The organism is Thiomonas sp. (genome assembly GCF_034007205.1).
Lineage (GTDB): Bacteria > Pseudomonadota > Gammaproteobacteria > Burkholderiales > Burkholderiaceae_C > Thiomonas.
The window spans coordinates 101,381-122,523 of record NZ_JAVERI010000004.1 but is presented as its reverse complement, the minus strand read 5'-3'; the positions used below and the strand labels follow the sequence as shown (position 1 = coordinate 122,523).

26 protein-coding genes and 1 pseudogene are annotated in these 21,143 nt (G+C 65.6%); 5 read left to right on the top strand and 22 right to left on the bottom strand.

The features are described from left to right. Nucleotides 1–51 precede the first annotated feature (51 nt). The 6 genes and pseudogenes from RBR52_RS04900 to nifH all read right to left on the bottom strand — a co-directional run bounded on the left by RBR52_RS04900 (nt 52) and on the right by nifH (nt 6,472). Nucleotides 52–1,278, bottom strand: a complete 1,227-nt coding sequence (locus tag RBR52_RS04900) for a molybdenum ABC transporter ATP-binding protein (RefSeq protein ID WP_320376069.1) — start codon at nt 1,276–1,278, stop codon at nt 52–54. Between the two features lie 4 nt (nt 1,279–1,282). Further along, nucleotides 1,283–1,810, bottom strand: a pseudogene (locus tag RBR52_RS04895) (molybdate ABC transporter permease subunit); the annotation flags it as partial. A 3-nt stretch (nt 1,811–1,813) separates the two neighbouring features. Then, the gene (locus RBR52_RS04890) at nt 1,814–2,362 is read right to left on the bottom strand and encodes an Rrf2 family transcriptional regulator (protein WP_320376068.1); all 549 of its coding nucleotides are present in this window, start codon (nt 2,360–2,362) and stop codon (nt 1,814–1,816) included. 96 nt (nt 2,363–2,458) lie between these two features. Beyond that, nucleotides 2,459–4,018 carry a nitrogenase molybdenum-iron protein subunit beta gene (gene nifK / locus RBR52_RS04885; protein WP_320376067.1) on the bottom strand — a complete coding sequence of 520 codons (1,560 nt, stop codon included), beginning with the start codon at nt 4,016–4,018 and terminating at the stop codon, nt 2,459–2,461. A 37-nt stretch (nt 4,019–4,055) separates the two neighbouring features. Next, entirely contained in the window at nt 4,056–5,510 is a 1,455-nt protein-coding gene (gene nifD / locus RBR52_RS04880) for a nitrogenase molybdenum-iron protein alpha chain (RefSeq protein ID WP_320376066.1), read from the bottom strand. Nucleotides 5,511–5,587: 77 nt separating this feature from the next. After that, complete coding sequence (nifH, locus tag RBR52_RS04875) at nt 5,588–6,472, bottom strand: nitrogenase iron protein (RefSeq protein ID WP_320376065.1); 885 nt, start codon at nt 6,470–6,472, stop codon at nt 5,588–5,590. A 502-nt stretch (nt 6,473–6,974) separates the two neighbouring features. Here nifH and RBR52_RS04870 point away from each other — a divergent pair. The 3 genes from RBR52_RS04870 (at nt 6,975) to RBR52_RS04860 (ending at nt 9,162) form a co-directional block, all read left to right on the top strand. Then, a complete protein-coding gene (locus RBR52_RS04870; protein WP_320376064.1) occupies nt 6,975–7,565 on the top strand; it encodes a hypothetical protein in 591 nt (196 codons plus the stop codon). A gap of 330 nt (nt 7,566–7,895) precedes the next feature. Next, entirely contained in the window at nt 7,896–8,876 is a 981-nt protein-coding gene (gene draG, locus RBR52_RS04865; RefSeq protein ID WP_320376063.1) for an ADP-ribosyl-[dinitrogen reductase] hydrolase, read from the top strand. Nucleotides 8,877–8,922: 46 nt separating this feature from the next. After that, nucleotides 8,923–9,162: a zinc ribbon domain-containing protein gene (locus tag RBR52_RS04860; protein ID WP_320376062.1), complete on the top strand. Its 240-nt coding sequence runs from the start codon at nt 8,923–8,925 to the stop codon at nt 9,160–9,162. A 23-nt stretch (nt 9,163–9,185) separates the two neighbouring features. Here the strand turns inward: RBR52_RS04860 and RBR52_RS04855 are convergent, their stop codons facing one another. The 14 genes from RBR52_RS04855 to nifB all read right to left on the bottom strand — a co-directional run bounded on the left by RBR52_RS04855 (nt 9,186) and on the right by nifB (nt 17,639). Next, entirely contained in the window at nt 9,186–9,572 is a 387-nt protein-coding gene (locus tag RBR52_RS04855; protein WP_320376061.1) for a hypothetical protein, read from the bottom strand. A gap of 1 nt (nt 9,573) precedes the next feature. Beyond that, a complete protein-coding gene (locus RBR52_RS04850) occupies nt 9,574–9,870 on the bottom strand; it encodes a 2Fe-2S iron-sulfur cluster-binding protein (RefSeq protein ID WP_320376060.1) in 297 nt (98 codons plus the stop codon). A gap of 86 nt (nt 9,871–9,956) precedes the next feature. Continuing rightward, entirely contained in the window at nt 9,957–10,832 is an 876-nt protein-coding gene (locus RBR52_RS04845; protein ID WP_320376059.1) for an SIR2 family protein, read from the bottom strand. Nucleotides 10,833–10,854: 22 nt separating this feature from the next. Further along, nucleotides 10,855–12,018 (bottom strand): DegT/DnrJ/EryC1/StrS family aminotransferase, encoded by a 1,164-nt coding sequence (locus RBR52_RS04840; protein ID WP_320376058.1) that lies wholly within the window; start codon nt 12,016–12,018, stop codon nt 10,855–10,857. After that, complete coding sequence (locus RBR52_RS04835) at nt 12,008–12,277, bottom strand: hypothetical protein (protein ID WP_320376057.1); 270 nt, start codon at nt 12,275–12,277, stop codon at nt 12,008–12,010. Before RBR52_RS04835 ends, RBR52_RS04840 begins: the two co-directional genes overlap by 11 nt. 4 nt (nt 12,278–12,281) lie before the next feature. Continuing rightward, a complete protein-coding gene (nifT, locus tag RBR52_RS04830) occupies nt 12,282–12,491 on the bottom strand; it encodes a putative nitrogen fixation protein NifT (RefSeq protein WP_320376056.1) in 210 nt (69 codons plus the stop codon). A 22-nt stretch (nt 12,492–12,513) separates the two neighbouring features. Then, nucleotides 12,514–13,704, bottom strand: coding sequence for a cysteine desulfurase family protein (locus RBR52_RS04825; RefSeq protein WP_320376055.1), 1,191 nt, complete (start codon nt 13,702–13,704; stop codon nt 12,514–12,516). Then, complete coding sequence (locus tag RBR52_RS04820; RefSeq protein ID WP_320376054.1) at nt 13,701–14,057, bottom strand: hypothetical protein; 357 nt, start codon at nt 14,055–14,057, stop codon at nt 13,701–13,703. Before RBR52_RS04820 ends, RBR52_RS04825 begins: the two co-directional genes overlap by 4 nt. After that, a complete protein-coding gene (locus RBR52_RS04815) occupies nt 14,057–14,314 on the bottom strand; it encodes a nitrogen fixation protein NifZ (RefSeq protein ID WP_320376053.1) in 258 nt (85 codons plus the stop codon). The genes RBR52_RS04820 and RBR52_RS04815 overlap by 1 nt, the downstream gene beginning before the upstream one ends. A 34-nt stretch (nt 14,315–14,348) precedes the next feature. Next, complete coding sequence (locus tag RBR52_RS04810) at nt 14,349–14,726, bottom strand: nitrogen fixation protein NifZ (protein WP_320376052.1); 378 nt, start codon at nt 14,724–14,726, stop codon at nt 14,349–14,351. Continuing rightward, complete coding sequence (locus RBR52_RS04805) at nt 14,719–15,288, bottom strand: hypothetical protein (RefSeq protein WP_320376051.1); 570 nt, start codon at nt 15,286–15,288, stop codon at nt 14,719–14,721. The genes RBR52_RS04810 and RBR52_RS04805 overlap by 8 nt, the downstream gene beginning before the upstream one ends. Nucleotides 15,289–15,308: 20 nt before the next feature. Beyond that, complete coding sequence (locus RBR52_RS04800) at nt 15,309–15,698, bottom strand: HesB/IscA family protein (protein WP_320376050.1); 390 nt, start codon at nt 15,696–15,698, stop codon at nt 15,309–15,311. A gap of 25 nt (nt 15,699–15,723) precedes the next feature. Continuing rightward, nucleotides 15,724–15,918, bottom strand: a complete 195-nt coding sequence (locus RBR52_RS04795; protein ID WP_413818290.1) for a 4Fe-4S binding protein — start codon at nt 15,916–15,918, stop codon at nt 15,724–15,726. Between the two features lie 212 nt (nt 15,919–16,130). Continuing rightward, a complete protein-coding gene (gene nifB, locus RBR52_RS04790; protein ID WP_320376162.1) occupies nt 16,131–17,639 on the bottom strand; it encodes a nitrogenase cofactor biosynthesis protein NifB in 1,509 nt (502 codons plus the stop codon). A 415-nt stretch (nt 17,640–18,054) separates the two neighbouring features. Between nifB and RBR52_RS04785 the strand changes: the two genes are divergently transcribed. Both RBR52_RS04785 and RBR52_RS04780 read left to right on the top strand, forming a co-directional pair. Then, on the top strand, nt 18,055–18,507 hold the full coding sequence (locus RBR52_RS04785; RefSeq protein ID WP_320376049.1) for a hypothetical protein: 453 nt from the start codon (nt 18,055–18,057) through the stop codon (nt 18,505–18,507). Continuing rightward, nucleotides 18,504–18,821 (top strand): type II toxin-antitoxin system RelE/ParE family toxin, encoded by a 318-nt coding sequence (locus RBR52_RS04780; protein WP_320376048.1) that lies wholly within the window; start codon nt 18,504–18,506, stop codon nt 18,819–18,821. The genes RBR52_RS04785 and RBR52_RS04780 overlap by 4 nt, the downstream gene beginning before the upstream one ends. A gap of 201 nt (nt 18,822–19,022) precedes the next feature. Here RBR52_RS04780 and cyaY read toward each other — a convergent pair whose 3' ends face one another. Both cyaY and nifA read right to left on the bottom strand, forming a co-directional pair. Further along, nucleotides 19,023–19,340 (bottom strand): iron donor protein CyaY, encoded by a 318-nt coding sequence (gene cyaY / locus RBR52_RS04775; RefSeq protein ID WP_320376047.1) that lies wholly within the window; start codon nt 19,338–19,340, stop codon nt 19,023–19,025. Then, on the bottom strand, nt 19,337–21,034 hold the full coding sequence (nifA, locus tag RBR52_RS04770; protein WP_320376046.1) for a nif-specific transcriptional activator NifA: 1,698 nt from the start codon (nt 21,032–21,034) through the stop codon (nt 19,337–19,339). The genes cyaY and nifA overlap by 4 nt, the downstream gene beginning before the upstream one ends. Nucleotides 21,035–21,143 lie beyond the last annotated feature (109 nt).

Here is a 21,143-nt window from a genome sequence, read left to right as displayed (position 1 = left end):
CCCGACTTGTTCGTGCCGAACGAAAATTGACCCAGTTTTGAAGGGGCGGCCTCAAATCTGAAGCGCGACAGCCTTGATCAAGGCCCACACCGGTATTGCGGGACGCAAACGCAGGCGCAGGCACGAAGCCTGGGTGATTTCTGCAAACAGCCTTTGACCGCAAGTCAGCTCGAGCTGCAGCAGGACATGCTCTGGCTGCAGCGCAGGTTCGATGTACACGATGCGCGCCTTCAACTGATTGACGATGGACGCATCGACAGGCTGGCTCAGCGCCACGCCGACATCTCGTGCGCGCACCAGCAAGCGCGTTGCCGTGCGGGCGCGCTGCCTGGCCCGGGGCTCGTCAGGCAGCCTGAGCACGTCGCTTGCGCCCAGCGCATAGGCCTGCAGTCCATCGGCACTGGAAGATCGTGTGGCCTGCAGCACGGCGCTTCGATCCTGCGTTTCCAGTAGCGGCGAATCCGCGCGCGAGGCGGCCTCCATCAGCGATTCGATTGCGGTGATGCGCCCGTCCTGCATGAACACCACGCGATCGGCCAGACGCAGCACTTCGGCCGGCGCATGGGTGATGAGCACCACCGGCAGTCCGGTGCGTTCGATGACGTCCTGCAGCAGGTCGAGGATCTCGGCCTTCGCACGCCAGTCCAGCGCGGCCAGCGGCTCGTCCATCAACAGCAGCCGCGGGCGCGACAGCAGCGCGCGGGCGATGGCCACGCGCTGGCGCTCGCCCCCGGACAGCAGATTCACGCCCCGGTCGAGCTTGCCATCCAGACCCACCTGCCGCGCGACGCGCTCGACTTCCGGGTCACCCACCCGGGCGCGCCGGGTGGTGAACTGCAGATTGCCGCGGGCGTTGAGGTGAGACACGAGTGCAGGATCCTGGAAGACGAAACCCAGACTGCGCCGACGCGGAGAATCCATCGGCCCTGCCGGGACTGCCTCGAGTTCGACCTCGATGTCATCGGCCCCGGCTCGCAGCGCGGCGAACTGCAGGTTCCGACGCACGCTCAAATGCGGAAACAGCGCGGCATCCTGAAACACGAAGCCGATGTCGCGGGCGTAGGCTGGCGTCTGGCGCCGCCCTTGCAGCCAGGGCACGCCGCCGCACGCCAGTCGCCCGCGGACTTGCGGCTCCAGACCGGCCAGGCAGCGCAGCAGGGTGGACTTGCCGCAGCCCGATGGGCCGAATACCGCGGTCACCCCGGAAAGGGGCAAGGCAAACGCGCCAGTCTGCAGTGCAAACCGGCCGAGATCGAGCTGCAAATCCCCTTCGAGCATGGCCTCATCCTCCGTGCCGCAGGTCCCACTGGCGGTTGAGCGCATACAGCAGGGTCAGCACCAGCACCGCAAAAACCAGCAGGAACAACGACAGCACATGCGCCTGCGCGTACTCCAGGTTTTCCACATGGTCAAAAATATCGATGGAGATCACCCGCGTCTTGCCTGGGATGTTGCCGCCCAGCATGAGCACCACGCCGAACTCGCCCACGGTATGCGCAAAGGCCAGCGTGCCGGCGACCAGATAGCCGGCCTTCGACAAAGGCAGGGTGACATGGACGAAGCGGTCCCAGCGGCGCGCGCGCAGGGTGAAGGCCGCATCGAGCAGGCGCGGCGGCACCGCCTCGAACGCGCGCAGCAGAGGCTGCGCGGCAAATGGCAGCGAATACACCACCAAGCCGATCAGCAGGCCGGAGAAGTTGAAGGTGAGCTGTCCTTCGAGGCCGAACCTGCGCAAAAGCTGCGTCAACACGCCGTTGGGGTTGAGCGCGATCAGCAGATAAAAACCGAGCACGGTCGGCGGCAGCACCAGCAGTCAGACCTCGATTTCCGCCAGATCGAACACCGAAGTCAAGGCGCGAGCACGCGACGCCTGCGCGAGCGATCTGGGCCGCTGCAGCACGGGCGAGCGCGGCCGCGCCGCTTCCTCCCCGGTTGCTTCCGGAAAGGCGGCACAACAACTCTCGACCAGGCTGTGCAAGTCCATGTCCTCGAGCGTCGAATGCAGAAACAGCTCGGCGCTCGCCCAGAGCGACTCGGCAATGCGCGCCTCGATCGTCAGCCCCCCGGCGGCAGGCGCCGGATGATCGAAGTCCGGCGCGGCCTGATGGCGATCGACCGCCATGACGATGTCGGCGATGCTGATGGTGTGCGCGGCACGCGCCAAGGCATAGCCTCCTCCGGGACCGCGCACCGAGCGCACCAGCCCGTGCCGCCGCAGATCGGCAAAAAGATGCTCCAGATACGAGACCGAAATGGCGTGCCGCGATGCGATGGTCTGCAGGCTGGTATAGCCGCCCTTCTTCTGCAGCGCGAGGTCGATCATGGCAGTGATCGCATGGCTTGCTTTGGACGTGATGCGCATGGCGCCCTCCCCTGACTTATCAGCGAAATGGCTGGTGCTGCGCCGCAGCTCCGGCTTGGTGCCAGAAGCCGCGGCATGCTCCCTCCCCGCCCCGGCTCAACGAATGATGTCGAAGGAATAATCGGTCGTCGAGATGCCGCTGGTGCTGGCGTCCAGGCGATCGAAATGCTTGTCGAGGATGGACATCAGCACGCGCATCGCGCCCTCGTAGCCCCAGATCGGATAGCGGTGCCAGTGGTGGCGGTCGAAGATCGGGAAGCCCATGCGGATCAGCGGCACCTTGCAGTCGCGCTCCAGGTATTTGCCGTAGGTGTTGCCGATCAGGAAGTCCACCGGCTCGGTGAACAGCAGCGAGCGCATATGCCACAGATCCTTTTTCGCATGGGCCTTGCCGCCTTGACCGAAAGGGCTGGCGTCGAGCAGGGCCTGCACGCGCTCGGCCCAGTCCATGTCGCCGTTGGTGCTCAGCACATGCACCGGTTCGGCGCCGAGTTCCAGCAGGAACTGGGTCAGGCCGATCATCATGTCCGGGTCGCCATACAGCGCAAAGCGCTTGCCGTGCAGATGGGCCTGGCTGTCGGCGATGGCATCGACCAGACGACCGCGTTCCTTCACCAGGCTGGCGGGCACCGGCTTGCCGGTCAGACGCGACAGCTCCATGAGGAACTTGTCGGTGCCCGATACGCCCATCGGGCTGTTGAGCGCCACCACCTCCTGGCCTTTTTCGGCAATGTAGGCCGCGGTCTTTTCCGCGCTGTAATGCTGGAACACGATGGTCGCCTTGGCATCGAGCGCACGCTCGACCTCGGCCTTTGTGGTGCCGCCGTCGTACATGCGGAACTCGCCGTCGGTCGGCGTGTTCCACACTTCCGACGGGTCGCACAGCACGGTGTGGTCTGCTTCGAACGCCTTGAAAATGCGGCGGATCTCGGGCATGTTGCCGACGACATAGCCGTCGAAGCCGCCGATGAAGTTGATGCTGTCATCGGGCTTGCGCACCAGCGCCTCGGTCGTGCCGGCCTTGCCGTCCCAGAAGTGCTTGAGCACGCCCAGCAGCGCATTGTCGTAGCCGGTGATGTGGCTGCCGACGAAGGCCGGGGTGTGGGCGAACGGCACGTCGAAGTCTTCGGGCACCGAGCCCTTATCCTTGGACGTCTTGATGAAGGCGTTCAGATCGTCGCCGATGACCTCGGCCATGCAGGTGGTGGACACCGCGATCATGTCCGGCTTGTACAGGTTGTAGGCGTTGGCCAGACCGTCGACCATGTTGTTGAGACCGCCGAACACCGCGGCGTCCTCGGTCATCGACGACGACACGCAGGACGTCGGCTCCTTGAAGTGGCGCGAGAAGTGCGAGCGGTAATACGCCACGCAACCCTGCGAGCCGTGCACGAAGGACAGCGTCTTGGCAAAGCCATTGGCGGCGAATACCGCGCCCAGCGGCTGGCAGGCCTTGGCCGGGTTGACCGTGAGCGCTTCGCGGGCGAAGTTCTTCTCACGGTACTCCCAGCTCTTGGTCCACTCGATGGTCTTGGCCAGATCGTCGGCGGGAACGCGGTATTCGAAATTCGCCCGCTTGGACTGCAACATCTCGCGGTATTCGGGCTGGCGGAACAGCATCTCGTGGTCGAGAATGGCTTCGGCGCTTTGCGGCATGACTTTCTCCTTCAAACTAGGTTGCGTGGCATCGGGCTCAGGCTGCCCACGGCGCCTTGGTCAGACCCCAGACCGGCGAGTTGATCGCCATGTCCATGTCGCGGGCGAAGATGGCGAAGCCGTCATAGCCGTGGTAGGGGCCGGAATAATCCCAACTGTGCATCTGGCGGAAAGGCACGCCCATTTTCTGGAACACGTACTTTTCCTTGATGCCCGAGCCGACCAGATCGGGCTGGATCTTCTCGACGAACTTCTCGAATTCGTAGCCGGTGACGTCGTCGTAGATCAGCGTGCCGTCCTTGACGTAGTGGGTGGTGCGCTGGTAGTCGTCGTTGTGGCCGAACTCGTAGCCGGTGCCGACCACTTCCATGCCCAGGTCTTCGTAGGCGCCGATGACGTGGCGCGGACGCAGGCCGCCGACGAACAGCATGACCTTCTTGCCTTGCAGTCGCGGTTTGTACTTGTCGATCACCGCCTGCGTCAGCGGCTTGTACTTGGCGATCACGGCTTCGGCCTTGGCCTTGATGGTGTCGTCGAAATGGCTGGCGATTTCGCGCAGGCTCTTTTCGATCATGCTCGGGCCGAAGAAGTTGTACTCGACCCAGGGAATGCCGTACTTCTCTTCCATGTGGCGGCTGATGTAGTTCATCGACCGGTAGCAGTGCAGCACGTTGAGCTTGGCCTTGGGGGTGTTTTCCAGTTCGGCCAGGGTGCCGTCGCCCGACCATTGCGCGATCACGCGCAGGCCCATCTCTTCGAGCAGGATGCGGCTGGACCAGGCGTCGCCGCCGATGTTGTAGTCGCCGATGATGGCCACGTCGTAGGGGGTGGCCTGGAAGGTGTTTTTCTCCGGGTCGACCTTGTCGAACACCCAGTCGCGGATGGCGTCGTTGGCGAGGTGGTGGCCGAGCGACTGGCTCACGCCGCGGAAACCTTCGCAACGCACTGGGACGATGGTCTTGCCCTCGTACTCCTTGCTCTTTTTCTTCGACACCGCCTCGATGTCGTCGCCGATCAGTCCGATCGGGCATTCGCTCTGGATCGAGATGCCCTTGTTCAGCGGGAACAGTTCCTGGATTTCGTCGATGATCTTGTCGAGCTTCTTGTCGCCGCCGAAGACGATGTCCTTCTCCTGGAAGTCGGAGGTGAACTGCATGGTGCCGAAGGTGTCGACCCCGGTCTCGCCGATGTAGTAGTTGCGCCGCGAGGCCCAGGAATACTGGCCGCAGCCCACCGGGCCGTGCGAGATGTGGATCATGTCCTTGATCGGCCCCCACACCACGCCCTTGGAACCGGCGTAGGCACAGCCGCGGATGGTCATCACACCGGGCAGCGACTTGATATTGGACTTGACGCCGCAGTCGGGCTTGCCTTCCTCGAATGAATTGAGATGCTTGGCACGGCGCTTGGCCATCTTTTCCGGGTAGGCCTTGAGTACCTCGTCGATCAAGGCCTTGTTTTCGGCCTTGCGCTCTTCAACCGTCATGCTCATGGTGATGCTCCTTGGCTGTTGCTTGAATTCTGGGCGGCGCCGCAAGCTGCAACGCCGCCGTGGGACGATTGCTGCGATCAGGCTGCAGCGAGTTCGGCCGCGGACTTGCCGATCAGGCTTTCGTCCACCGACTTCATGATCCCGTGCTCCATCAGCAGGTCTTCGAGTTCGTCCATGGTGATGGGGGTGGGGATGGTGCCGTTGCCGGCGTTGGCGTGGATCTTCTCGGCCAGCGTGCGGTACTCCTGGGCCTGCTTGGAATCCGGCGCAAACTCGAGCACGGTCATGCGGCGCAGTTCGGCGTGCTGCACGATGTTGTCGCGCGGCACGAAGTGGATGAGCCGGCTGCCCAGCTTCTTCGCCAGCGACTCGGCCAGCTCCAGCTCCTTGTCGGTCTGGCGCTCGTTGCACACCAACCCGCCCAGGCGCACGCCGCCGGAATTGGCGTACTTCAGAATGCCCTTGGAGATGTTGTTGGCGGCGTACATCGCCATCATCTCGCCCGACATCACGATGTAGATTTCCTGCGCCTTGTTTTCGCGGATGGGCATGGCGAAGCCGCCGCAGACCACGTCGCCGAGCACGTCGTACGACACATAGTCGACGCCGTCATAAGCGCCGTTTTCTTCCAGGAAGTTGATCGAGGTGATGACGCCGCGACCGGCGCAGCCGACTCCCGGCTCCGGGCCGCCGGACTCGACGCAGCGGATGTCGCGGTAGCCGACCTTCATCACGTCTTCGAGCTCCAGGTCCTCGACCGAGCCGGCTTCGGCGGCGAGCGACAGGATGGTGTCCTGCGCCTTGGCGTGCAGGATCAGGCGGGTCGAATCCGCCTTGGGGTCGCAGCCGACGATGAGGATTTTCTGACCCATTTCGGCCAGCGCCGCGAGGGTGTTTTGCGAGGTGGTCGATTTGCCGATTCCACCTTTGCCATAAAAAGCGATTTGCCTGAGTGCGGCCATTTCAGTTCTCCAATCAAAGGACAAAAAAGGTTGAAAAGCAGAGTTGCGATTCCGCGATCTCTATGCAGCCTTGGGTGTCTCTATGGTCTTCTTCTGAAGCCACTTGAGGGCCAGACAGGGTGTCCGCGTGCCTCTTCATTTGCAAACCGCGTGCCACCCTCGTCGAACACGATCAAGTCATTGATTTCATTTAGATTTATGCCCAAAATCCGGCGTCATGAGCGGGCGTGTGGATTGTCTGAAAGCCGACAAAGCCGATCCGCGACGCAGTGCTGCAAACCGACGACCGATGCATTGAGCACGCCTGTGGAAAATCGGTTGGAGCCCCGGTTTGCAAGGGCTGCAGAGGCAAGGAACCTGCCATTGACCGCACCTTGCAAGCTGTCAAGCGCCGCGGGCATGGTCGTTGCTCTCTGACACCGCAGAGCAACGTTTATGAAGGTTTGCACACACAACTCTTGCGCTGCTCAATCGTTCCAACACCCTCAGCGGAGTCCACCCCATGACCTCTATCACCCAGACCGCATTCGCCCGGCTCGATGCCGAAGGCCGCCTGCTCAACAGCCTGCTCAAGGGCCCCACGCACAAGCCGGGCCGCGTCGGCTTCCGCGGCGACCTGGCGCTGAAGTTCGCAGCGCAGTTCGCCGACGAAAAGCGCCCGCCGGAAATCAGCTCGGATCAGGTGATCGCCGCTGCCGAAGAAGGCCAGACGCATCTGGCCTTCTTCGCCGGTTTTCTGCTGTCGTTCGAGTATCTCAAGCTGCTGGCCGAAGCGCTCGGAGATGCCCTGGCGCCGCAAGGCAAGTATTTCGTGTTCTGCGACAACATCGACCTGTCCAAGCGCTATCAGGTGGCCTACGGCGGCGCCACCTTCTACGTCCTGCCCATCGACGAGGCCACGGTCTACAACGAGGTTCTGCAGTTGCTCTACCTGGAAAAGAACGATCTGAAAAAGCTCGACACGGCCGGAAAAACCGATGCCATCGTCGACGCCGCGATGGGGTTCAACGACACCTTCCCCGCCATCAGCTACGAGGAAGGGCTGAAGCTGATGGGGCCGGTACGCGACCTGTATGCCAACCGCCCGGTATAACACTGCGCCGGCATGCAGTCCTGCGCGGACCCGCGGCGCTGGTACACGACCGATCTGGTCGGCATACCGGCTGCGCTGCTCGGCAGCACCGTTCTGGGTAGCGAGAATGAAGTCTTGACCATCGGTGGCGACTATGCCATGGAGTCGAGCTATGCCTGTGGATGCGGAATCGAGAAGCATGCAGGGTTCATCGGCAAGGCCATGCAACGGCCTCTCCCCCTCCCAACCTCCCTCACGCCGTGGGGGAGGCGTGTTTGCTCCCTCTCCACTTATGGGGAGGGTTGGGGTGGGGAGACGCAGTCTCAAACTTCGACGTGCCGGATCAGTGAGATGAAACCGTCCCCTGACTCACTGCGCGCGCGTCCCATCGTGCGTCCGATTTGGCGGCTCGCCAGCCGCTCGAATTCGCACGGCACCGGCTTCGACCCGATCGTCGACCGCGCGCTCGGCGCCTATCTCGGCCTGGCCATCGGCGACGCCCTCGGTGCGACGGTCGAGTTCATGACACCCGACGAGATCGTCCGATGCTACGGCGTGCATCGGCGCATCGTCGGCGGCGGCTGGCTCGGTCTCGCACCGGGACAGGTGACCGACGACACCACCATGAGCCTGGCGCTCGGCGACGCCCTCGTGCGCAGCGGCGGCTGGAGCCTCGACGCCGTGGCGGCAAGCTTCGCCGACTGGCTGCGGGCCCGTCCGGTCGATTGCGGCAACACCTGCCGCCGCGGCATCCGACGCTATCTGGCCGACGGCAGCCTGGCCACGTCGCCGAACGAAGGCGATGCCGGCAATGGTGCGCTGATGCGCAACCTGCCGGTCGTCCTGTCCACGCTGAACGACGACGAGGCTTGGGCGCGCCGCTCCATCGCCCAGGCGCATGTCACCCACAACCACCCCCTGTCCGACGCCGCGGTGCTGGCGCTGGGAGAAATGACCCGCCGCCTGGTGAAGCATGGCGACACTGCCGCCTGCGCCGCCGTCGCCGCATCGCTGGTGCGCGCGCACCCGGAGTTCCGCTTCGACCCCTACCCCGGCCGCGCCAGCGGCTATGTGGTCGATACCGTGCAGACCGTGCTGCACTATTTTTTCAACCACGCGCGCTTCGAATTCGCCGTGACCGACGCCGTCAACCGCGGCGAGGATGCCGACACCACGGGCGCGCTCGTCGGCATGCTCGCCGGTGCACGCTGCGGCGCGCGCGCGCTGCCGCGCCATTGGCTCGACCGCGTCGACCGCAATGTGGTGCGCGCCATCGTGGCGCAGACTCCCGCGCTGCTGGCGCTGGGACGTTCGCAAGAAGCGCATCAATGACCCGGATCGTGTTCTTTGAAACGCCCATCCCGACTGAAAGCAAACCATGCCCATCTACGACTATCGCTGCAAGACCTGCGACCGGCGCTTCGAGCTGCTGGTGCGCAGCAGCACCGCCCCGCAATGCCCGCATTGCGGCAGCACCGAGCTGGACAAGTGCGTCACCGCGCCTGCGGCCCCCGGACGAAGCAAGGCGTTGATCGCGTCGGCCCGAAAGCAGGCGCGGCAGGAAGGCCATTTCAGCAACTATTCCGCCGCCGAGAAGCGCCGCCTCGGTGGCAAATGAGCGGCAGGTGATGCCAGGGTGCGCTATCCGCGCATCTTGAACAGCTCGGGCTGGTTGCGACGGTAGACCCGCAGCCAGAGCAGCAGCGCCGGGGTCAGCGACTCGACGGCGAACCACAGCGCGTCTTCCTGCGTTTCGCCGCGCGGCGCCATCAACTGCACGCCGACGCGCTGCCAGCCCGCCCAGTCGATCTCGGGCATGGCCTTTTGCAGATCGGGCGGCAGGGCGGCAAGGCTGTCGGTCAGGATGCGCAACTGACGGCCGACCTCGTCGCGCGTCAGGCGGGTGCGCAGCAATTCGTCGCGGCCGAGGTTTTCCGTCAGCGTCAAAACGCCCAGCCCAGCCTGCTCGATGATGCCGAGCAAGGCGGTGCTGGCGATCTGGGTGCGCATTTCGGGGGGCGCGGGCATCCTAGACGAAACTCAGCAGTTCCACGGTCACCGCTTCTTCCCCGAGCACGGTCTGACAGGCCAGGCGCGACTTGGAACTCACGCCCACCAGGGTGTCGAGCCTGTCGTTTTCGGCGCGCTGTATTCTGGACAGGCTCTTGCGCCCTTCATGGACGAACACATGACAACTGCCGCACTCGGCCTTGCTGTCGCATTTGTGGGCAATCGGCTCGCCCGCTGCGAGCAGGGCTTGCATGAGGGTGGAACCGGCGGCGGCTTCGATGGTCTTGCCCGAAGGCATCAGGGTCAGAATGGGCATGGCGATTCAATCGTCAGAGGGGTGGAAAAAAGGGGACAAAGGGGGACAAAGAAGGGGAACGAAGCGCGCCGCTGCACACGCCAGCTTCAGGCGGCCATCGCCTCGGCGGCGGTGAGCGCATCGCTCAGGCTGGCGGCAAATTCAGCCAGCGGCAGGTCGATGCGCTGGATGTTCTGCTCGGCGAGAAAGCGCTGTTCCATGCGCGTGAGCGGGCCTTGCAGCACCGCCCAGTGCGTGTCCGATGAACGCTTCATGATCTGCCGGGCGAAGGCGCGGGCGAGTTGGTCGTCGAAGCGGCAGCCGATGAACAGAAAACTGCGGCCGCTGCGCAGCGCCTGCACCGCCCGCGGAATCGGCGTCTGGATGTCGATTTCGGTCAGCACTTCGACAAAGTCGGTGTCGGAAACCAGGTAGTTCGATGCCGGAGCGCGTCCGCCCAGGGGCCTGTACAGCAGAGTCTCCCAGCCTGGCGGCAGATCGGGTTCATCCTGTCGGTCCAACAGCGCGCCACCTGCGGCATAGGCCGCGGTCCACACGCCGAAATGCTCGGACTGCGACAGGCCCTGCACCTGCCCCCAGTCGCCTTGCGGCCGCGCCTGCCGCAGGGCATGGAGCAGGGTGTCGCCGTACCAGGTGTCGACCAGCAGCGGGGCGCGGCTGGCTGCCAGCGCCAGATGCAGGCGCGACGGCGGCGGCACGGTGGCGAAGGCTTCGTTCATCAGACCGACCAGGGTCTTGCGGTGCTTGAAGTTTTCGATGAACTGCGCCGCCTGGGTGAGTCGATGGCGGATTTTGTGCGGCACGCTGGCCTTGGCGGTGATCCGCTCGGCCAGGGCCAGCGGGGACGCGGGAATCTGCACCTCCGTGCACAGTTCGAGCATGGCCGGGCCAAGATAGGGGATGATGCTGCCGGCTGCGATCAGACGGCCCAGGGTGTGAATCTGCGACGGTGCGGCGTTCATGTCCAGGCTTTCGCGTCGGGGTTCAGAGGTAGATGGCCGCCCCGGCGCCGACATTCACCGAGGCATCCTTGAGGGTCTTGACGATGAAGCGAACCTGATCCTCATCCAGCCCAGCGTGCAGCGGCAGGGCCAGCGAGCGGTCGCCGATGCGCTCGGTCAGCGCAAGCTGGCCGCGCGCCATGCCGAGCTGCTGGTAGTGGAACTGCTGGTGCAGCGGCAGGCAGTAGGCGGCGGCCTCGATGTGATCGGCAGCGAGATCGTCGATGATCTGCCGCCGCCCGCTCGCGGTGAAACGCGCCCCCAGATGCACGACATACAGCATCCAGTGGACTTCGTCGACATCCTGCCCCAGATACGGCGGCTTGATGCCTTCGAAGGTGCGCATCTGCTCCAGATACCAGGACTCGACCTGCTTGCGCCGGGCGAGGAGGGTTTCGATGCGCGCGAGCTGCGCCAGCCCGAGCGCCGCGGCGAGTTCACTCATCGCGGCCTGCAGCGGCACGCGGCTGCCTGCGGAGATCGACTGGCGGTCGCCCCTGTCGCGCCGCCGCAGCATGCGCAGCTCGGCGGCCATATCGGCGTCGTCGGTCAGCACCATGCCGCCTTCCCCGACGCACAGCGCACTGGGCTGGGAAAAGTCGAACACGGCGAGATCGCCGAAACTGCCGGTTCTGCGGCCGGCGTAGCGCGAGCCGATGGCTTCGGTGCTGTCTTCGATCAGCGCCACGCCGGTCGAATCGGCCAGTTCGCGCAGCGCCTGCCACTCGGCGGGATGGCCGTTGACATTGCCCGCCATGATCGCCCGCGTGCGCGGACCGATGTGCTGCGCCGCGCGCGCCGGGTTCATGCAGCCCGTCCAGTAGTTGATTTCGGCGCAGACGGGCGTGGCTCCGACCCAGGCGACGGCATGCGCGATCTGATGCCAGCCATAGGCCGAGACGATGACCTCGTCGCCCGGCCCGATGCCCAGCGCGCGCAGCGCCAGCAAGGCGCCGAGCGTGCCGCTGGCCACCGATACCGCATGCGCTCGCCCCGTCCATTGGGCGAAAGCGGCCTCGAAGCGCTCGGCAAACGGCCCTTCGCTCAGTCGCGGCGCCCGCAGGGCGGCCCGCACCACTTCGCTCTCGACTTCGTCGATGTCGGGCTCGGACAGCGCGATCCAGTCCTCATCGCGTTCAGGATTCATGAGAACTCCCCTCGGCGACGAACAGCGCTGCGGCGCGCGCCAGATCGTTGGTCACCTGCCAGCAATGGCCATCGTTCGTCCCCAGCCACAGGGTGCGCAGGCGACCCCGGGCGACGGGCTCCTCGCCGCGCATGTCGGCGGCATCGACGGCGCTGACGCGCAGCGCCGGGAAGCACTGGCGCAGCGCGGTGACGGCCGCGCGCGCGTCGGGCGCGGAATCGGCCAGGGTCGAGGCGAGTTGCAGGTCGGCGGCGTCCATGGCTTCAGTCTCCGGTCTTGCGCGCTTCCACCGTGACGGGCAAGGCGGTGTGTTCGGCCATTTCCGGCAGCTCCAGCGTCCAGCCGTTGGCCAGCGTCACCGTGCCGCCCCAGAGCCGCGGGTGCTGCTGCGACACGATGGGTTCTTCCAGATCCTTCTTCGGCACATAGGCGAAGAGCTGGCCGGCGGCGTTCTTGCGGATCATGACTTTCATGTCGGGATGGTCCAGTTGGGAGTCAGACGGTGACTGCAAACCGCGCGGCCTCAGCGGCCTCTGCCTGCAGCAGGGGAAGGACATGGCGGTGGATGGCCTCGATCGCAGCGTCGATGTCGTCCGCCGTGGTGTCGCGCCCCAGGGAGAAGCGCACCCCGCAGAGCGCATGCTGCGGGCTTGCGCCCATCGCCAGCAACACATGCGAGGGTTGATTGCCGCCGGCGCTGCACGCCGCGCCCGAGGAAGCGATGACGCCCGCACGTTCCAGCGCCAGCAGAACCCGCTCTGCCGAGAGGCTGCCGAACCGCACCAGCGTGGTGTTGGCGAGGCGATGCGCTTGCGCGCCATACAGCTTCACCGTGCCGGCAGGGGCAGGAAGGTGGTGCAGGCCGGACTCGAAACGCTGGCGCAGCGCGGCCATCTGCGCGATATCCTCGTCCAGCGTGCGCGCGGCGCGCTCGGCGGCGGCGCCGAAGCCGACGATGCCCGGCAGATTTTCGGTGCCGCCCCGCCGAGCGCGCTCCTGGCGCCCTTCGAACAGCGACGGCCAGGACAGCCCCTTGCGGATCACCAGAGCGCCGATGCCCTTGGGTCCGTGCAGCTTGTGCGCCGACACCGACCACAGATCGGCGTCGTTTTCGGCGAAGCGCAGTACCGACTTGCCGACCCGCTGGGTGGCATCCACATGCAGCATCGCACCTTGCGCGTGCGCCATCGCCGCCAGTTCCGTCAGCGGCATGCACACCCCGGTCTCGTTGTTCGCGCCCATCACGCTGACCAGCGCGACATCGGGGCCGATCAGCGCGCGGGCCTGGTCGAGATCGAGTCGGCCCGCGGCATCGACCGCGATCAGATCCACGGGGAAACCCGCGGCGCGCAGCCGCTGCGCCAGCGCGAGCATCGAGGGATGTTCCACCGCCGACAACACCAGGCGGCGACGCTGCGGCGCCTGCGCCAGCCGCCGCGGATCGATCGCCCCCAGCAGCGCGGCGTGGTTGGATTCGGTGGCGCCGCTGGTGAACACCAGTTCGTCGCCGCGGCAGCCGAGCAACTGCGCAACCTGGGCGCGCGCCGTGGCCAGCAGCCGACGCGCCGCCTGACCCGGCTCATGGGTGGATGAGGGGTTGGCCCAGACCTGGTCGAGCGCCTGGTGCATGGCCGCGACGGCCTCGGGTGCGACCGCGGTGGTGGCGTTGTGGTCGAGGTAGATCACCGCCAGTACTCCCGCTGGGGGTCGAGCAGCAAGGCGGCGAACAGCTCGTCGAGCCGACGGCTGCGCCGACGCAGATCCCAGCAGTCGCGCGCATGGTCGCGGGCGAACAACAGCCAGCCGTTTTCGCCATCGGGGGCGAGCCAGGCGATGTCGATGTCGCCGCCGCGCTGGTCGATGTTGCGCGAGCAGTTGGGGCTGACGATCTTCCAGCCCTGGCCCTCGGGCTCGACCCGCGGCCGCACATAGCGGTAGCGGGTGCGCCGAGCCAGCGCACGGCGGATGCGCTCGGCAAGCAGATCGCGCACCTCGGCGACGCCCTGCCCTGCCCTGCCGTCCACGGGCGCGGCGACCATCAAGGGCTCCCGGCGTCAGCCGCGACCGGCGCGGGACTGAGCTCGTCTTCGGTACAGCCCACCACCTGCGTGCCGAAGTCCACCACATAGATCGGCATGTCGAACTCGGTGTGACGCCCGACGCGCACGATTTCGCCCAGACTGCCGCAGGCCACCAGCAGCGCGTCTTCGCCCGCCTCCGGGTGGCTGCCGTCGTTGTGCAGATCGACGATCGCCTGCACCGTCTGGCCCCAGCCATAACGGGGTTCGCGCGGCATGCGGGGGATCGGGGACGCGGTGGATTCGCAGGATTCAGGCATCGCTGTGCTCCGGGGTGGGCGCAAGCGGCGCTGCGGCAAGGGAGCGCAGCCGCGCCACCTTGTCGGGCCCGAGCTGCAGGGCGAGTTCGGGCGGCAGCTTGTCCAGAGACATCAGTTCGCGCCCCTTCATGCCGACGCGGCAGCCGGTGGCGACGAAGTCGACGGCATAGATGTAGAACTGCTGCAAGAAGGTGCCGACCGAGGTCACATAGCCGATGTCGCCCTTGTTCACCAGCACGGCGCCGATGTCCAGGCCCGGATAGGTGCCGTCGTTGCGCACCACGTGGCGGCTGACCACGCGCTCGCCGAAGTCGAATCGCGGCGGGTCGTTGAGTTCGACCCAATCGCTGTCGCGCGAGATGTCACCCATGGAGCGCTCCCTCCTGCCCAATCGCGGCGTCTGCGCCGTCCAGATCGTCCTCGTATTGACCATTGGGATGGCGTTCGCGGCGCAGGCGCACGGTTTCCAGCAGCGCCCCGCCGACCCGGTCTTCCGGGTCGAGCGCCTGCAGCAGATCGAGCGCATCGCGTGCTTCACCCGCATCCCCCAGGCGCAGGCTGAGGTAGGCATAGCCCTTGAGCGAAAACAGGAAGAAGCGCGTCGCCGGGTCGTCGCGCGCGCCTGCCAGCGCCTGCGGCGGCACGTTGCGCCACAACGCCGGCAGACCCAGCGCCTGCGTGGCGACGAACAGCGCGCGCCTTGCCACATCGCGCGCGCAGGCAAGCTGATGGCCGTAGAAGTAATGGCGGTACAGCGCGATCAGCACCGCCGGATGATCGGGCGCTAGAGCCATCGCGCGCATCAACGCGGCCATGGCCAAAACGGGATCGGCACGATGCTCCCCGGCCTGGCGCAGCGCCCGCTCCAGCGGCTCGGGCAAGTCCCTGCCCAGAACGGCCTCTCCGAAGTTGGGCTGGACGCTCGGGTTCATGCTGCGCACCTATGAGCAATTCAGCGGCGCAGCAGCGCGCTCATCGGCACACTGGTCGAAGCGGGGATCGACTCTGCGCTGCCCGCGCTGGAGCAGCCGCAGGAGCTGGCCACCGGGCTGCGCACGCTCAGTCCGGACTGCATCGGGGTGTCGATGAAGTCCAGCGTCGCCCCTTCGAGCAGCAGGCGGCTTTCGGCGGGAAGAAAGAGCTGCAGGCCTTCGCCGACCTTGAAGACCTCATCATCGGCCTGCGGCGCGGCCTCGGCGTTGAATTCGGTGCTGTAGCCCGAGCAGCCCCCGGCGCTGACCAGCAGGCGAAAGCCCGCGCCCGCAGGCAGACCGGAGAAACGGACGATGCGGCGCATGAATTTTTCAGCAGCCGGCGTGACGGTGAGTTGAGATAAGGCCATGAGTCTTCTCCGTGGATCGAAGGTTTCAGGCCTTGACGATGCAGCCGTCGACCGGGCAGACCGCGACGCATTGCGGGCTGTCGAACTGGCCTTCGCATTCGGTGCACTTGGCCGGATCGATGATGAAGACGCCGCCCTTTTCGCGGATCGCGGTGTTGGGGCATTCGGGCTCGCAGGCGGAGCAGCCGGTGCAGGTTGAAGCGATGATTTTCAGTGCCATGATGATCTCCTGGAATCGCTGCTGGTTGAACCCAGATCGTCCATTAGGCGGCGCGATACGCCTACACGGGCGCTGGCGGTCGGTTTGGTGCGTATTCGCCCCGGCGCTTCGCGCCCATAGCTTCGGCTATGGGCTTGTCGCGCCGGGCCAAATCCATCCCCAAACCGCCACGTCATCATCCCGCGTCCTAATGAACGATCTGGGTTGAAGCCTCAGGCCGCCGCAGTGAAAGCGCCCTGACGGATGGTGGCGTCGCCGCGCGGCTGATGGCGCAGTTCGCCGTTGGCGATGCGCTGGCGGTACTTGGCAAACCAGCTCAGCGCGGCCTTCTCGATGTATTCGTGGGCGTACTCGTCCACCGGCTCGATGCCGGCTGCCAATAGCTCGTCGCGCGGACAGGCGCCGATCTTGGCCACCAGCACGGCATGGCAGTCGTTGATGGCGTTGACGATGGAGGGCAACTGCTCGTCTTCGCCATAGCCGCCCTGGCAGTACAGATCGACGCGGCGATGGCCGACGAACAGCGCCTCATCCTTGCTCACCTGGAAGATCTGGAACTCGGTGGCGTGGCCGAAATGCTGGTTCACCTTGCCGTGGCCTTCGGTGGCCACCGCCAGCAGCACCTGCATGTCGGGGTCCACGTTTTCCAGATCGAGTGCGGCGGCCAGGGCGTCCACCTTGGCCTGATGCTGCGACTGCCGCTCCAGCTCGACCTTCTCCTGATAGGCGCGGCGCTTGTCGAGGTCGTACACCACTTCCATGTTCTCGATCTTGTCCAGCGTGAATTCCTCGCTGCGATCCTCGCCCAGCAGCCCCACGGCGTCGGCGCGGCACTGGCGGCAGTGGCGCATCAGGTTGGCGCCGCCCATGCAGGCGTCCTGCACCGCCTTGAGTTCCTGCGCGGTCGGGCCGCGCTGGCCGGTCAGGCCGAACACCGTGCCATGCTCGGCCTCGGAAATCAGCGGCATGATGTTGTGGAGGAAAGCGCCGCGCTTTTTCACCTCGCGGTTCACTTCGATCAGGTGCTGGTCGTTGATGCCGGGGATCAGCACCGAATTGATCTTGGTGAGCACGCCGCGCGCGGTCAGCATCTCCAGCCCCAGCATCTGGCGCTCGTGCAGGATGCGCGCGGCCTCCACGCCGGTGACGCGCTGGTGGTTCCAGAAAATCCACGGGTAGATCTTGGCGCCGATTTCCGGATCGACCATATTGATGGTGATGGTGACGTGGTCGATGTTGTGCCTGCAGATCTCGCCCACCATGTCGGGCAGCGCCAGGCCGTTGGTCGACAGGCACAGCTTGATGTCGGGCGCCTTCTCGCTGAGCGCGCGCATGGTGTCGAAGGTCTTTTTCGGATTGGCCAGCGCGTCGCCCGGGCCGGCAATCCCCAGCACCGTCATCTGCGGAATCTCGCTGGCCACCGCCAGCACCTTCTTCACCGCCTGCTCCGGGGTGAGCTTCTGGCTGACCACACCGGGGCGCGACTCGTTCGAACAGTCATACTTGCGGTTGCAGTAGTTGCACTGGATGTTGCACGCCGGCGCGACAGCCACGTGCATGCGGGCAAAGTGGTGATGCGCCTCCTCGGAATAGCAGGGGTGGTTCTTCACCTTGTCCCAGATCTCGGGCGGCATGTCGTCCGGGCCGCCGGAGGAGCCGCAGCTCGCCTTGCCGTCGCCACCCGCACTGGAGCAGCCGCCTCCGGCCTCGGGCAGGGTCATGGAAACAGCCCGCTTGGTGCGCAGCAGATCACCCAGGGCGACGGTGGCGGTTGGAGCGTTCATCGGGTACCTCGTCAGTTGGTGGTTCGACCACTGCATAGCGAGACCCGTGCCAGGATGCATTTCCTTGTTTTTCAATGACTTGCGTCGCCGCAGGGATGTTGCCTTAACGACAAAGGCGACAGCGGGCCTGTCGGCTTGCGACGAACACAGCGCATGAACGCGAAGTCCTTGCGAGGCTTCGGCAAGGGGCGGCATACCGAAGTCCGCAGGCCAACAGCACGAAGGCAGGGTGTCGGTCAAATCGACCGACAGGTCTGGTCTGGCGCGGATACTGGACGACCGCTTGCATGTGTTCTATCCATCATGCACACTAAACATTTTTAAGTAACATCGTTTGATAAAGGAGCGCACCATGCAGAGCATGACCTTAGAGCAGCTACGCGCCACGGCCAGCGCCGGCGGCGTGACGGGCGTCACCCTGAAAGCGCAGGGCGGCGGCTTCTTCGTCGCAATCGCCACCCGCAGCGGCCAGGACGCCTTCTTGGTGAAGGCCCGCACCACGGAGCCGCGCCGCTTTGGCAATCCCACTTCCGCACTGATCGTCTTGCGTGACGTGGGCATTGCCGTTGCGCAGATCGACGCCACCGACTGGAACCCCGAGCAGAAGGACATGACCCGCAGTCGGCAGAGCCGCGCCGAGGCCATGCGAAGCGCACACCAAGCCGCCGCCTATAACCAGTGGCTGGCCGCCGAGATTCAGGAAGCTCTCGACGACCCACGGCCCAGCATTCCACACGATGAAGTCATGGCCCGGATGGATGCCCGCATTGCACGCCACAAGGCCGCAGGAGCGAAACGGGCATGAATCGGCTGGCGAAGCCAAAGACCCCTTATCGCATCGTCTGGCGACCGATTGCCGAGGCCGACCTAGACCACATCGTTGACTACATCGCCCAGGACAACCCGATCAGAGCCGAGGAATTCGGCCAGGCGCTGCGCGCCAAAGTGTTGCCGCTTGCGCAGCATCCGAAACTTGGCCGCGCAGGAAGGCCCGGCTTGCCGACCATCCTGCGCGAACTGGTCGCGCATCCGAACTACCTCGTTTTTTATCGCGTGCTGGACGAGGCGCGCATCGTCGAGATTTTGAGAGTGAAGCATGCGGCCCAACGGGTGCCGTGATGACAATCCCGGCGCTCATGAGCGCCCCCAGGGTCGGCGAGCCGACCCGCCCCCCGAGGGGGATGAGAAAACTTGGGGCGGCCCGGCGTTTTCTCATGAGCGCCCCCAGGGTCGGCGAGCCGACCCGCCCCCCGAGGGGGATGAGAAAACTTGGGGCGGCCCTGCGTTTTCTCATGAGTCGCCACAAGCGAAGCGAGAGGATCAGCCCAATTGCAGATCCGGGCCGCCCTGCGCGGTCACCGCGGCCTGGAGCAGGGCCGCAAAGCCCTGCCCCGTGCGCGTATCTCGCCACTGCTGCGCGGAGCAGCGGAAATGATGCGCCCCCGATTGACTCGCCAGCCACAGCTCCTGCAGGGGCGCCTGCAGGTTGATGATGATGCGCTCCTTGTTGTCGAGGGTGAGCGTGAGCACGGCGCCATCGCGGCGCGTGTCGACATCGGCCTTGTCCGCAGCCGCCTCCACGGCGGCGAGCATGGCCTCGGCGAGGCGGAAGTAATCACTCTGCGGCATGGCGCTCATAATTTCTGCACTTCGATCAGGTGTTTCTGCAAGGCGTAGCCAAGCTGGCGCGGCGTGACCTTGAGCAGGCGCGCGGCCTTGGCCTGCACCCAGCCGCATTGCTCCATCGCCCAGATCAGACGCTCGCGCTCGCCTTGCGGCGGTTCGTTGCCATATTGACGGGCAGGCGTGGCGATCTGCGCGGTCGGCCCGATGCGCACCGGCTCGGCCGGCCGTTCACCGAAGGATTCGGCGGCATCTTGCGGCTGCAGCGGCGCGGCAGCCGGGGCAGGTGCAATGGAAATGGCTGCCGACACCGCATCCTCCTTCGCCACGAAGTGCAGGGTCTGGGTGAGGCAGCGATTGTGCCGACACGGAAACGAGGCGTCGCGGATCACGTCGCCCTGCGCCATGGTCGCTGTGCGCTCGATGCAGTTCTCCAGTTCGCGCACATTGCCCGGCCAGTAGCAGTTGTAGAGCACCTTCATCGCGTCGGGGCTGACCTTGAGCCCGCGGCGGTTCTCCTTGTTGAAGCGGTCGACGAAGTGCGCCACCAGCGGCGGGATGTCTTCGCGGCGCTCGCGCAGCGGCGGCAGGAAGATCGACACCACGTTGATGCGGTAGTAAAGGTCGGCACGGTATTCGCCACGCTTGACCATCTTCTCCAGGTCGCGGTTGGTCGCGCAGATCAGCCGCACGTCGACCTTGATCGGGCGGCTGCCGCCGACGCGCTCGAACTCGCGCTCCTGCAGCACGCGCAGCAGCTTGGCCTGGAACGCCGGCGAGATGTCGCCGACCTCGTCGAGGAACAGCGTGCCGCCGTGCGCCAGCTCGAAGCGTCCCTTGCGCTCGCCCGCGGCGCCGGTGAACGCGCCCTTTTCGTGGCCGAAGAGTTCAGACTCCAGCAGCGACTCGGTCAGCGCGGCGCAGTTGACCTTGATGAAGGGGCCGTCCTTGCGCGGCGACAGGAAGTGCAGCGCGCGGGCGATGGCCTCCTTGCCGGTGCCGCTCTCGCCGCGCAGCAGCACGGTCGCGCGCGACGGCGCGGCCTGATGCACTTCGGCAAACACCTGCTGCATCGGCTGCGAGATGCCGATGACGTTTTCCAGGCTGTAGCGCCCGACCGGGGCGGTCTGCAGCGCCTTTTGCAGCCGCGTGGCTTCGAGCTGCAGGCGCTCGTGTTCCTGACTCACGGCGTTGTGCATCAACACCGCCTGCGCCAGCAGGGTGGCCACCATGGTGAGCAGGCGCTGATCGTCGGACAGGCGCGCAGCGCCCTCGACCTCGCGCTGCGCCGCGAGCACGCCGAGCTTGCCGCGCTCGGTTTTCAGCGGCACGACGATCAGCGCCATCATACGCCCGCTCGGCGCGGTGAAGGCGCCGGTGCGGTCGATGAACTCGGGCGCATTGCTCACATCGGGCACGGTCATCGGCAAGCCTTTGGCATAGACGCCTCCTACCATGCCTTCGCCCGACTGCCATTGCCCGCGTGCAATCTGCTCGTCGCTCATGCCCACCGCACTGTGCAGGCGCAACTGGCCTTCATCGTCGGCAAGGACGATCATGGCCCGGGAGAGGCCCAGATACGCGGCAAGCACATTGAGCGTTTCGCGGAACGTGCGGTCGATGTCGAGCGAAGCGCCCAGAATGCGGCAAACCTCGTAGATGGTGATCAGCTCCACATGGGAGCGTTGCCGATAGGCAGTCTGATTCATGGTGCGCCTCCTGCCGCGCAACGGCACAACGGTGGCACAGGATCGGCACCAAGGTCTCCGCCCTGCTCCGCTGCGGTGCAAGCAAGCAATGGGGCTTCACCTGTCCTCG

What these genes read in the sequence shown, in the direction of transcription:
- RBR52_RS04815 (WP_320376053.1), bottom strand. Translation starts at nt 14,314, where the DNA reads ATGCCGCGCGAACCCCGTTATGGCTGGGGCCAGACGGTGCAGGCGATC.
- RBR52_RS04780 (WP_320376048.1), top strand. Translation starts at nt 18,504, where the DNA reads ATGAATCGGCTGGCGAAGCCAAAGACCCCTTATCGCATCGTCTGGCGA.
- RBR52_RS04820 (WP_320376054.1), bottom strand. Translation starts at nt 14,057, where the DNA reads ATGGTCGCCGCGCCCGTGGACGGCAGGGCAGGGCAGGGCGTCGCCGAG.
- RBR52_RS04870 (WP_320376064.1), top strand. Translation starts at nt 6,975, where the DNA reads ATGACCTCTATCACCCAGACCGCATTCGCCCGGCTCGATGCCGAAGGC.
- RBR52_RS04785 (WP_320376049.1), top strand. Translation starts at nt 18,055, where the DNA reads ATGCAGAGCATGACCTTAGAGCAGCTACGCGCCACGGCCAGCGCCGGC.
- RBR52_RS04845 (WP_320376059.1), bottom strand. Translation starts at nt 10,832, where the DNA reads ATGAACGCCGCACCGTCGCAGATTCACACCCTGGGCCGTCTGATCGCA.
- RBR52_RS04800 (WP_320376050.1), bottom strand. Translation starts at nt 15,698, where the DNA reads ATGGCCTTATCTCAACTCACCGTCACGCCGGCTGCTGAAAAATTCATG.
- RBR52_RS04850 (WP_320376060.1), bottom strand. Translation starts at nt 9,870, where the DNA reads ATGCCCATTCTGACCCTGATGCCTTCGGGCAAGACCATCGAAGCCGCC.
- nifB (WP_320376162.1), bottom strand. Translation starts at nt 17,639, where the DNA reads ATGACCCTGCCCGAGGCCGGAGGCGGCTGCTCCAGTGCGGGTGGCGAC.
- RBR52_RS04805 (WP_320376051.1), bottom strand. Translation starts at nt 15,288, where the DNA reads ATGAACCCGAGCGTCCAGCCCAACTTCGGAGAGGCCGTTCTGGGCAGG.
- RBR52_RS04840 (WP_320376058.1), bottom strand. Translation starts at nt 12,018, where the DNA reads ATGAATCCTGAACGCGATGAGGACTGGATCGCGCTGTCCGAGCCCGAC.
- nifD (WP_320376066.1), bottom strand. Translation starts at nt 5,510, where the DNA reads ATGAGCATGACGGTTGAAGAGCGCAAGGCCGAAAACAAGGCCTTGATC.
- RBR52_RS04890 (WP_320376068.1), bottom strand. Translation starts at nt 2,362, where the DNA reads ATGCGCATCACGTCCAAAGCAAGCCATGCGATCACTGCCATGATCGAC.
- cyaY (WP_320376047.1), bottom strand. Translation starts at nt 19,340, where the DNA reads ATGAGCGCCATGCCGCAGAGTGATTACTTCCGCCTCGCCGAGGCCATG.
- nifA (WP_320376046.1), bottom strand. Translation starts at nt 21,034, where the DNA reads ATGAATCAGACTGCCTATCGGCAACGCTCCCATGTGGAGCTGATCACC.
- draG (WP_320376063.1), top strand. Translation starts at nt 7,896, where the DNA reads ATGAAACCGTCCCCTGACTCACTGCGCGCGCGTCCCATCGTGCGTCCG.
- nifK (WP_320376067.1), bottom strand. Translation starts at nt 4,018, where the DNA reads ATGCCGCAAAGCGCCGAAGCCATTCTCGACCACGAGATGCTGTTCCGC.
- nifT (WP_320376056.1), bottom strand. Translation starts at nt 12,491, where the DNA reads ATGAAAGTCATGATCCGCAAGAACGCCGCCGGCCAGCTCTTCGCCTAT.
- RBR52_RS04900 (WP_320376069.1), bottom strand. Translation starts at nt 1,278, where the DNA reads ATGCTCGAAGGGGATTTGCAGCTCGATCTCGGCCGGTTTGCACTGCAG.
- RBR52_RS04835 (WP_320376057.1), bottom strand. Translation starts at nt 12,277, where the DNA reads ATGGACGCCGCCGACCTGCAACTCGCCTCGACCCTGGCCGATTCCGCG.
- RBR52_RS04810 (WP_320376052.1), bottom strand. Translation starts at nt 14,726, where the DNA reads ATGGGTGACATCTCGCGCGACAGCGATTGGGTCGAACTCAACGACCCG.
- RBR52_RS04795 (WP_413818290.1), bottom strand. Translation starts at nt 15,918, where the DNA reads ATGGCACTGAAAATCATCGCTTCAACCTGCACCGGCTGCTCCGCCTGC.
- nifH (WP_320376065.1), bottom strand. Translation starts at nt 6,472, where the DNA reads ATGGCCGCACTCAGGCAAATCGCTTTTTATGGCAAAGGTGGAATCGGC.
- RBR52_RS04855 (WP_320376061.1), bottom strand. Translation starts at nt 9,572, where the DNA reads ATGCCCGCGCCCCCCGAAATGCGCACCCAGATCGCCAGCACCGCCTTG.
- RBR52_RS04860 (WP_320376062.1), top strand. Translation starts at nt 8,923, where the DNA reads ATGCCCATCTACGACTATCGCTGCAAGACCTGCGACCGGCGCTTCGAG.